Source organism: endosymbiont of Riftia pachyptila (vent Ph05) (assembly GCF_000224455.1).
GTDB lineage: Bacteria > Pseudomonadota > Gammaproteobacteria > Chromatiales > Chromatiaceae > Endoriftia > Endoriftia persephonae.
Genome location: NZ_AFOC01000033.1, coordinates 24,714 through 34,500 on the forward strand (window position 1 = coordinate 24,714; position 9,787 = coordinate 34,500).

Here is a 9,787-nt window from a genome sequence, read left to right on the forward strand (position 1 = left end):
AAGAGTCTAAAGGTTCGACAGGAAGAAAAGATGGCAGATGCAAAGGAAGAAAAATGCCGACCGGGCATGCGCTGGCGGTCCGCGACGGTTTCCTGGCTCGGCTTTCTCGCCTTGGCGACGGTAGTTGTAGTGGTGGGCCTGTTGGGCAACCGTCATATCGTGGTCTTCATCGAAGAGCAGTTCATTGAGCACGCCAGTGAGCACAGCAGAGAAGTGGGCAAAGGGCTGCTGGATCTGCTGCGCACTCCTTTGGTAGCGGGGGCAGCACCTGCGGAGGCGCTGGTGCAGTTTCGGCCCGCGATTGAACAGGCCCGCCGGCTTGGCGTGACTGCTTTCGTTTACGATACCCAGCAACATGCACTGGTGGCCCATACCAACCAAACGACAGAAGGGCAGGGCGGAAGTCTTGCCCGGCATTACCGGCGGATCGATGGCCCTGATGCCTTGCTGCCCGAGGATGGAGAAGCGGAATATCGCGCAGAAACTACCGATGGCCGTCCGCTACTGATACGGCAGTGGCAGGTGAAGGGTACGCCATTTTTGCTGGGCGTGGAGTATGATCTGAAACCGTTGATAGCCAACCTTGATCGCTTGCACTGGCATGTTGACGCAACGCTGTTGGCCACTGAGGTAGGCATAGTATTGTTTGGATTCCTGGCCATGAGGCGCCTTGGGCGGGCCTATGAAAGCCATCTGGAAGGGGAGGTGCGGGCGCGTACCCGGGAGCTCGAGGAGACGCAGGCGGAAATGGTCCAGCAGGCCAGCCTGGCCACCATCGGGCAGACTGCCGCCATGCTGACCCATGAAATGCGCAACCCCCTGGCGGCACTCAAACTCGGTTTGTCCGGTATGATCAGGGAGGAATTGTCCGGGCGCAGCCGCAGGCGTCTGGATATTGCTCTGCGTGAGGTGGATCGGCTCGACGCCCTGCTTGCGGAGACCCTAGATTACGTGCGGCCCGTGGAGTTCGTGGGTCAACCAGAGTCGATGGATACGATTGTGGACCGGGCATGCGAGGTGCTGGAACCCCTATTGGCCGAGCAGGGCCTTATTCTGAGCAGATCAAGCTCTCCTGACTCTCCTGTGTTGCAGATGGATGGGCAAAAAATGCAGCAGGTCGTGTTGAACCTGCTGAAGAATGCGGCGGAGGCCAGCGAGCCGGGCGGAGAGATCGGGATCAAACTGTACCGGGAAGATGATTCGCTGGTATTGGACATCCGTAACGGCGGTGAGCCGATCAGGGATGATATCCGCGAACGTGTGTTCGACCTGTTCTTTACTACCAAACCGACGGGCACCGGGCTGGGGCTCGGATTCGTTCGCCGGGTGGTGGTGGAACACGGAGGCACGGTGAGTCTGACTACCGGTTCCGGTTCTGACACGCTGGCCCGGATTATGCTGCCGATAAAGGTTAGAAAATCCAACCACCTTTATCTGAGCGGGCCAGCCGCCACTGACTAGGTCAAACGGCTTGTTCGAGTTTCGGAACCTTCGACAGGGCGAGGAGCAGACGGTTTTCGTGACAGCTGGAGATGCAGGTTGAGTATTGGTGGCTTGAAGGTGGAGACACTCCCAAGTTCATCGGCCAGATTAAGCAGCCCAACTTTAGAGTTTAATGATTTCTCGTTAGCATAAAGTATGAGGGTTACCGGTTTTGATGGAGGTGCTTGATCAACATCAAAACCGGTAACCCTCACTTATTCTTTTGAAGTGCAGTGTCAGATCCAGTCTGGATGACTACACATAAACGCTATGTCCTTCTCAGGTCGCCATGATTTCAGTCATCCCAGCGTCCGAAACCTGGGATACGTACGTCATGCTCATCATACAGTCCCCGCTTCGCCCGTTGATGGCAACTGTCGCAATTGCTGAATGACCTTACCTTTGGATTCTCCTGCACCAGCTCCTTCGGAATCTCGCTGTGCTTCATAAGCAAAATAACGCATTTCCGTAATCCTCAATGGTAGTGGACGTTCTCTCTGAGCGGCCATCAATTTATTGGACAATCCGTAGTTTACCCGCCCGGCTGCATTGTTGAGCAGATAATTCTGAATCGTCTTTCGGTCACCTTCGTCCAGCTCGGCATTTTCGCCGAAATGGTCATCCAGACTCCCCATGATCTTCTCCCATGAGGGGGCGGGCAGTAGGCCTGGCTGATAGGGGAAATGGCAACTACCACACTCTTCCACATAGCGTTGGGATCCAACCGGATCGATACCAGGCTTCGCCTTGTCAAACCAGGATTGGAACCAGGGTGTACCGTCATCATCGTCGCTCTGCGCCAAACCGGCCGTTGCCAGCAATGCCACCGTTAAGATTGCTGCAATCATTTTGTGTTTAGGTTTCATATTTCATCATCTCCAAACTAATGGCCTCAGTTTTGGCCTTGAATAAACAACATCAGGTCGCCCTTCTCCTGAGGAGTGCAGTCACGGCCAAAGGTCCATCTGCAGTTGCGTTTGAACCACTTTTCGATCTGTTTTCGGTCGGTAAGCCGTAGTGGGTTTACCGCCGGCGCCATCGGCTCGATCCGCTTGCCGGTGCGCAGGTGTTTTCCTGGTTGTTTCAGGTTGTCTCCATGGCAATCGCTGCAGCTTCGACCTGCCTCTCCTTCCTTGGGTACGTGAACACTCTGCCACTGCTGTTCCCCCGCCTGTTTGTTGAATGGCCCCGCGCCCAGACTGCGGTAGTCCTGCAGCAGCTTCTCGACGGTGGTGGAAGCTAAGGCAGTACCAGTGTTCAGTAGCAGTGCGATAATCAAAATATCTCTTTTCATTGCTAGAGGATCCTCAATACTTTGTTAATCGATCAACCGTTTGCGCCCGGAAAACATCGCCCGTACCAGATTCTCGTTATGCTGAACACTCGCCAGCAAAACGCCGACTATGTGCAGTGCAACAAGCAGCAGGGTGAAGTTGGCAAAAAATTCATGCACCTCTTCAGCCGCCTTTCCAACAAAAAAGGGCATGGAGATCATCAAGGGAGCAAGGGGGCCGGCGGACTGTTCGGCGCCATAGGTTGCCAGTCCGGTCAACACCGTTATGAACAGGGAGAGTAGTAAGGCCATCACCATTGCGCCGCCCGCTGGGTTGTGTCCCAGATACCGCTCAGCTCTAAAATGGATCACCCGCTTGAGATAGGAGATCACCCTAGTTGGTGGATAGGCAAAGTCGCTGAACCTGGCGTGGCGTGGCCCGATGAACCCCCAGAGCAGACGAAAAACGACCAACCCACCGACCGAGTAGCCTGCGATGATGTGCAAAGAGGTGAAATCGTCTTCGCTGAGATAGGCCAACAAAAAGGAGACTGCCAGGGACCAGTGGAACAGCCGCACCAGTGGATCCCAAACCTTGATCTGTTTCTCTGAATGTTCTGTGGTCATAGCGCCTCTCCATTTATGTTGGAGAGCGTAGCCACACAACCTGAAACTAAGCTGAAAACTACGGAGTATTGTTAGTGCGAGCCTTTTAGGCCGGGGTGCTTTCTTTTTAATCGGGTTCCACGCTCTGGGTGGGAATGAGATACGTCGTATAAAGCTCAGCAATGCCTGTTCATTGCCTAAGGCAGCGCTGAGGAACCCTAGTAGAGTTACGCTATATATCGACCAAAGGAGGTAAAAGGTTGCTGTTTGCGCCAAAATATAGCCAACTCTGAGGTGAATCATGGCTACCAGCGTTAAATTTTTTGACAACCGCGTTTCCGAGGCACGCCGCTATGGCGCGGTTTACTGCCGTTCGATGCCTAAGCAGTTCGAATACTGGTCCCGTATCAGCAAAATAGCCGAAGAGAATCCGGACCTTCCTTGTGCCTTTATCCGCGAGATCTTGATTGCCCGGGAAGAGGCGACTGAAGGAGAACGATCCGAATATCAGTTTGGGGAAATCGTCTGATGCGAGTATTGCAAACTACCCGCATCAAGACGGTGGTAAAAAAAACCCATAAAAACCAAAAACGGGATCTAGGTAAAGCGGTTCGCGAAATTATGGCCAACCCTGCTGCCTGCGAAATGAAGGTCGGTGATCTGACTGGCGTTCAGGTTTACAGGTTCAAAATGGCCGACCAACTCACCTTGACCCTGCTTGGCCTCGGTGCACACGAAAACTTCTACCGTGACCTCAAACGATAAAATCCAAATGTGGATGTGGCTATCATGCATCGCCTGTTAAACAGTTCGCCGCTTAGGACCTTCACTGTGATGAGCCTGGTGCTTATCACGCTGATGGTTTTGGGTACTGGCTTTGTGCTTTCCAGTTTCTTCCGCCAGGCCATTCTCGATCGGGAAGCACTCATCATCCGGGATTTTGTACAGGCCATTGCTTCGCAGGAGCATGTCAGCGAGGATCCAGGAGACACCACGATGCTTACAAGGAGGGGCGACTTACTCGCCGGTTTCTCATGTTAACCAACCTCTCGGAAGTCATCCGCATCAAAGTGTATAACCGGCAAGGTGAGATCGCCTGGTCAGACGAACCCTCCTTCATTGGTACGAAGGTCGACAATAACCTTCAATTTCACGCGGCCATCATGGGTGGCACAGATGTGGTGTTCTATTCTCAGGAGGAATATTCAGATGCCGGCAGCAATGCGGTTGCGAACCCTGTGGTGGAGTTCTACGTACCCTTCAGCATCCGGCCGACAGCACCCGGGAAGCCATCCTACCAGGGCGTGTTGGGACTCTATCGTTCGGCGGCCACGCTGAACGAGCAGATTCGACGGGGGATGGCGCTGCAATGGCTGGTTGCGGGACTGGGCGGCCTACTCTTGTATGCTGCGTTGTTCGGTTTGTTCCGTGCTGTCTACTGGCGCCAATGCCAGGCGGAAAGTCAGTTGTCGAAGTTGAGCACCGAGCACGAACGGATCGTGCAAATGGAAAAGCTCTCCGCCATGGGGCAGATGATCGGTGAGATCGCACACCAGATCAACAATCCCCTGGTGGGCGTGATGAACCTGGCACAACTTGCGCAGCGCGAGGCTAAAGATCCAGAACGCACATGCGAGATCCTGGGGCAGATCCATCAGGCGGGCAGCGACTGCCGGACTTTCGTGCAACGCATGCTGGAGTTTACAAAGATATCCCACTTTGAGCGGGTACCGACGGATATGTGCGAGCTGGTGCGGGAGACGTTATCTTTGTTTCAGCAGAGTACCAAATACCATCCGGAGACGATGATCCAGCTACCTCAGGATCCCATCATACTTTCCGTAGACCCGACCCTGATTCGCCACGCCCTGTTCAACCTCCTGAACAATGCGGCACAAGCGAGCGAATGGAATGGTGTCATCGCGGTAAGGCTGATGCAGGGGAAGAATGAGCGTGGAGACGGCCCCGGCTGGAGTTTGGTGGTTGAGGACCAAGGCTCGGGATTATCAAAGGAGGCGCTGGGTAAGCTCTTTGTTCCGTTTTTTACCACCCGATCGGAGGGCATTGGTCTCGGGCTATCGGTAGTGCAACATATCATGGTTCAGCATGCCGGTCAGATAATTGCTGAAAACCGGCCCGAAGGCGGGGCTCGTTTCACCATCTGGCTGCCCGACACGGAGCCAAATGCGCAGTGACGCCTAAAATCCTCATTGTCGATGACGATTCCTATACGCGGACCTTACTGGAGGGCCTGTTCCGCAACAGCCAGACGAAAGTGGATTTCGCACTCAATGGTGCGGAAGCAAAGAGCAAGTTCCGCGCACGAGATTACCACCTCATCCTGATGGACCAGCGCCTTCCCGATGCGAATGGACTGGATCTGCTGCGGGAGATGCGGCATCAGCGCCCCCAACAGGTCGCCATCCTCATCACCGGTTACGCCGACGTCCGGGACGCGGTCCGGGCTGTCAGGGAGGGGGTGTTCGATTACCTGACCAAACCCTTCGAGAATCTGGAGGAGCTGGAAGCGGTTATAGAGAAGGGGCTGGAGTTGGATCGTGCCTATCGAGAGATCAGGGATTTGCGCGAATCACTAGGAGCTCGGCAGCGAGGGCCTATTCTGATTGGCAGTTCCCCGGCTATCGAAAGATTGTTGCAACAGATGGAACAGGTAGCTCCGCTGGATACCACTGTCCTTCTCGAAGGCGAGAGCGGAACAGGCAAGGAGTTGGTTGCCCAACTGATTCATAACGCAAGTTCGCGCACTGAAGGGCGCTTCATGGCAATCAACTGTGGTGCTCAGTCAGAGCAGCTTCTTGAAAGCACCCTCTTTGGTTTTGAAAAAGGGGCATTTACCGGAGCAGTCCGAACCACAGTAGGCTACCTAGAGGAGGCAGATGGTGGCACGCTGTTTCTGGATGAGATTGCGGACATGAGCCAGAAACTGCAAACCAGTATGTTGCGGGTTCTGCAGGAGCGAACCTTTACCCGTCTGGGGAGCACCCAGGTGCGCTCCAGCGACTTCCGCCTGATCTGTGCCACCAACAAACGGCTTGAGGACGAGGTAAAAGAGGGCCGGTTCCGGGAGGATCTTTTCTACCGCATCAACGTGGTGGCGCTCCCCTTGCCGCCCCTGCGCGAGCGACGGGAGGATGTCCTGGCGCTCAGCACCCACTTTCTGGCCCATTTCAATGCCAAATTCGACAAGACAGCAGGGCCTCTGACGCCAGGGGCCATTCGTGCCCTAGAAACCTGTCCCTGGCCAGGCAACGTACGCCAACTCCAGCATGCCATTGAACGGGCTGTGGCCCTCAAGAGCGACGGACCCGTTACCGCGGATGACTTGGATCTCATCGCGCAAACTTCGGAGCCAATGGTGCAGGAAATCGGCACGCTCCTTCCCTACCAAGAGGCTCGTGGAAATTTCGAACGTGATTACCTTACCCGCCTATTGGAGGCAACAGGTGATAACGTCTCCGAAGCCGCTCGGCAAAGTGGGCTTTCCCGCCAGAATCTCTACGTGCGAATGAAACGCTGGGGGTTTGTCGGGAAATCGTGACATCTGTCATCGTTCAGTGACAGTTTTATGTGACGTAGCCCCACACTTGTCATCTTTCAGTTACAGGCCCATGCGCCGCCGCCCCGTGTATAGCTCGCATCCTATTGATCTTACGATATTATTTCCCAATGACGGGTTGGTATAAATATTGCTTGATTCTGTTTTAGAAAAACAAGCGACAGAGGAGATGTCATGAAACGCATGACACAGATCCTGGTTATTACCGCCTGCGGAAGTAGTGTGGCGGCAGCGCTTGAAGGATAGGAATAGGAATTTTTCCTGAATCACATCATGGGGACGAAGGATCTGATCGGAGAATACTCCCACGACAGGAACAAACCGGAGGCCATGGTGGGGTGCCTCTCCGCCATGGCCGAGAAGGTATGCCTGCGGATGCTTATCAACGACAGTAAGAACTGCCGCGCCTGGCAGGTCTGGGAGGCAGTAAAACCCTGACAAAAATGAGGGGAACGTGACCATAAGGCAACCATGAGGAAAAGAAAACCTGTATTGCCTGTCATTACAACCTGGTGCACAAGGCAGTATCACTGAGTAAAGCGTTCAAGGAGGCGGTGGATAGTTACACATAGGAAAAACCATAAATCATAGGCCTGGCCGCAATATCATCCATCATCGCTAAGTGACTGTAGTTGTTAAAATCAGATGTTATTTAATTCGCCATTTTTTATTTTCGCCTTCTTGCCAATCGCAGCGATTGTTTTTTATCTTATTGGCAATCGTGGCCACTTTAGAATCGCAACTTCATGGTTAGTGTTAGCATCTTTGTTTTTTTATGGGTACTGGAATCCAGCCTATTTGTGGGTAATTGTTGGGTCTATTCTTGTAAATTATTCACTAGGAGTTTTGTTATCTGCCTCCGCAACCAAAGGTCAGTTAAAAAATATTGTTTTGGCCATTGGGGTGGTCGCCAACATTTTGCTGTTGGGCTATTATAAATACGTCAACTTTTTCATAGATACGATAAACAGGACAGGTTTATCTGACATCCAGATAGAAAGCATAGTTTTGCCTCTTGCAATATCTTTCTTTACATTTCAGCAAATAGCTTACTTGGTAGACGCATGGAAAGGTGAAGTCAAGGAATACAATTTTCTTGACTACTGCTTATTTGTCACATTTTTCCCACAACTAATAGCAGGTCCCATTGTCCACCACAAAGAGATGCTTCCTCAGTTTAAGGAGGGCAAGACCTACAAGCTCAACCATTTCAACATTACAATAGGAATATCGATTTTTTTAGTCGGGCTATTCAAAAAAGTAGTTATTGCCGACAATTTGTCCGTTCTAGCTTCTCCGGTTTTTAGTGCTGCCGAGAATGGCGAGGTACTGCATTTTTTTGAGGTTGCGGAAGGAGTTATTGCCTACACATTCCAACTATATTTTGATTTTTCAGGCTATTCTGACATGGCAGTTGGAATTGCAAGACTGTTTGGTATTCGCCTCCCTTTGAACTTCAATTCCCCCTACAAAGCAGAAAATATCATTGATTTTTGGCGTAGATGGCATATTACTCTATCCAGATTTCTGAGAGATTATATTTATATCCCTTTGGGAGGGAATAGAAAGGGGCGTTCTAGACGGCATATAAATTTAATGGCCACCATGCTTCTTGGGGGGCTTTGGCACGGCGCCGGTTGGACGTTCGTTTTTTGGGGGGCATTGCATGGCTTCTACTTGATCGTCAATCATGGATGGCAGAAAATTTGGAAGCGACGTATCAATAAGTGGTGGTCTGTTGCTATCTCGCGTATTGTCACGCTATTTCTTGTGATGTTTGCTTGGATATTTTTTCGCGCAGAATCGTTTGATGGCGCAATGCAAATCCTAAAAGGGTTCACCAATCTTCCTCACACGCCAAGTGAGAATCTTGGATTTATTGGAGACCTCCTGGTTTTTATGGGGTTTCAATTTAATGGGCCATCGATTTCAGCGAGCGATATCAAGGTAATATTGATGTTCTTTGCCCTTACGGCAATTGTCTGGTTTATACCCAACACGCAGCAATTATTCGCAAAATATCGGCCAGCATACGGATATTCCTGGCGCACAGACAAGCCTGTTTTATTGCAATCATTGAATCGAAAATTTTATTGGAGGCCAAGTGTGGCATGGTCTGTATGGATTGCCATTTTGGGCGCTTCTTCTCTACTAAGTCTTTCTCAGGTTTCCGAGTTCCTATATTTTCAGTTTTGAGGATTAAACATGTTAACCCTGGCTTCTAAACAATACATGTTATTTCTGTCAACAATAATAGGGCTAATCTTATATTGCGTTTTTATTATAAACTGCACACTGGACCCACTCTGGTATCTCAAAGGAAACGTAGTCACACATCAGAATTACGTATTTAATGAGCGCCTTTCCAAAATGAATCGTTTTTTAAAAAATCCACATGATTATGATTGCTATATCTTTGGTAGTTCCAGAACAACATTACTCGATGAAAGCAGGATTAAAGGCCACACATGCTTTAACTTTTCTTTTTCTGGGGGGCTGTTGGTGAATTTAATTCTTTCGCTACTTATTTGAAAGACAGAGGGTACCAACCAAAACTGGTTATTATCGGAGTAGATGGATTCAATTTCTTTACTAATGACATCAAAGGGACGATTCCAGACTATATCGCCCAGAAAAAACCCCCTCCATCCATTGTGCAGAGTTACCTATCAATCGATGTCTTGAAACTTTCACTCCGTACGCTTGCTGGACAGTCGCCTCTACCGAGATATTATAAAAAAGATTTTTCTATAGACATTCTGCCAGGCACCCAGCCTTATGTCCCAGACATAAATAACCACAAATACAACGCCCAAAAAAATAACGTTTTTTCGAGGGTAATTACAAGT

Annotated in this window: 12 protein-coding genes and 1 pseudogene; 9 read left to right on the top strand and 4 right to left on the bottom strand. The window is 50.9% G+C overall.

Annotated features, from left to right (window positions below):
- The first annotated feature begins 30 nt into the window (after positions 1-30).
- Positions 31-1,461, top strand: a complete 1,431-nt coding sequence (locus tag RIFP1SYM_RS06920; protein WP_139042083.1) for a sensor histidine kinase — start codon at positions 31-33, stop codon at positions 1,459-1,461.
- Between the two features lie 316 nt (positions 1,462-1,777).
- Here the strand turns inward: RIFP1SYM_RS06920 and RIFP1SYM_RS17960 are convergent, their stop codons facing one another.
- From RIFP1SYM_RS17960 to RIFP1SYM_RS06935, 4 genes and pseudogenes are all read right to left on the bottom strand, one after another.
- Entirely contained in the window at positions 1,778-1,930 is a 153-nt protein-coding gene (locus RIFP1SYM_RS17960) for a diheme cytochrome c (protein WP_240992045.1), read from the bottom strand.
- A 55-nt stretch (positions 1,931-1,985) separates the two neighbouring features.
- Positions 1,986-2,348: pseudogene (locus RIFP1SYM_RS17965) on the bottom strand (cytochrome C); the annotation flags it as partial.
- Positions 2,349-2,374: 26 nt separating this feature from the next.
- Positions 2,375-2,776 (bottom strand): DUF1924 domain-containing protein, encoded by a 402-nt coding sequence (locus RIFP1SYM_RS06930; protein ID WP_005961032.1) that lies wholly within the window; start codon positions 2,774-2,776, stop codon positions 2,375-2,377.
- 24 nt (positions 2,777-2,800) lie between these two features.
- Entirely contained in the window at positions 2,801-3,382 is a 582-nt protein-coding gene (locus RIFP1SYM_RS06935) for a cytochrome b/b6 domain-containing protein (RefSeq protein WP_006474195.1), read from the bottom strand.
- 280 nt (positions 3,383-3,662) lie between these two features.
- On the opposite strand from RIFP1SYM_RS06935, the gene RIFP1SYM_RS06940 reads away from it, so the two are divergent.
- The 8 genes from RIFP1SYM_RS06940 to RIFP1SYM_RS17975 form a co-directional block, all read left to right on the top strand.
- Positions 3,663-3,890, top strand: a complete 228-nt coding sequence (locus RIFP1SYM_RS06940; RefSeq protein WP_039959911.1) for a TA system antitoxin ParD family protein — start codon at positions 3,663-3,665, stop codon at positions 3,888-3,890.
- Positions 3,890-4,126, top strand: a complete 237-nt coding sequence (locus RIFP1SYM_RS06945) for a type II toxin-antitoxin system RelE/ParE family toxin (protein ID WP_005961034.1) — start codon at positions 3,890-3,892, stop codon at positions 4,124-4,126. The genes RIFP1SYM_RS06940 and RIFP1SYM_RS06945 overlap by 1 nt, the downstream gene beginning before the upstream one ends.
- 24 nt (positions 4,127-4,150) lie before the next feature.
- Positions 4,151-4,402 carry a hypothetical protein gene (locus RIFP1SYM_RS06950; protein WP_139042084.1) on the top strand — a complete coding sequence of 84 codons (252 nt, stop codon included), beginning with the start codon at positions 4,151-4,153 and terminating at the stop codon, positions 4,400-4,402.
- Positions 4,396-5,556, top strand: coding sequence for a sensor histidine kinase (locus RIFP1SYM_RS06955; RefSeq protein WP_005961035.1), 1,161 nt, complete (start codon positions 4,396-4,398; stop codon positions 5,554-5,556). Before RIFP1SYM_RS06950 ends, RIFP1SYM_RS06955 begins: the two co-directional genes overlap by 7 nt.
- A complete protein-coding gene (locus RIFP1SYM_RS06960; protein WP_005961036.1) occupies positions 5,553-6,920 on the top strand; it encodes a sigma-54-dependent transcriptional regulator in 1,368 nt (455 codons plus the stop codon). Before RIFP1SYM_RS06955 ends, RIFP1SYM_RS06960 begins: the two co-directional genes overlap by 4 nt.
- A gap of 291 nt (positions 6,921-7,211) precedes the next feature.
- The gene (locus RIFP1SYM_RS17970) at positions 7,212-7,376 is read left to right on the top strand and encodes a hypothetical protein (protein WP_005961037.1); all 165 of its coding nucleotides are present in this window, start codon (positions 7,212-7,214) and stop codon (positions 7,374-7,376) included.
- A gap of 207 nt (positions 7,377-7,583) precedes the next feature.
- Positions 7,584-9,134: an MBOAT family O-acyltransferase gene (locus tag RIFP1SYM_RS06965; protein WP_005961038.1), complete on the top strand. Its 1,551-nt coding sequence runs from the start codon at positions 7,584-7,586 to the stop codon at positions 9,132-9,134.
- 332 nt (positions 9,135-9,466) lie between these two features.
- A partial coding sequence (locus RIFP1SYM_RS17975) for a hypothetical protein (RefSeq protein WP_240992044.1) occupies positions 9,467-9,787 on the top strand: 321 nt, incomplete at its 3' end.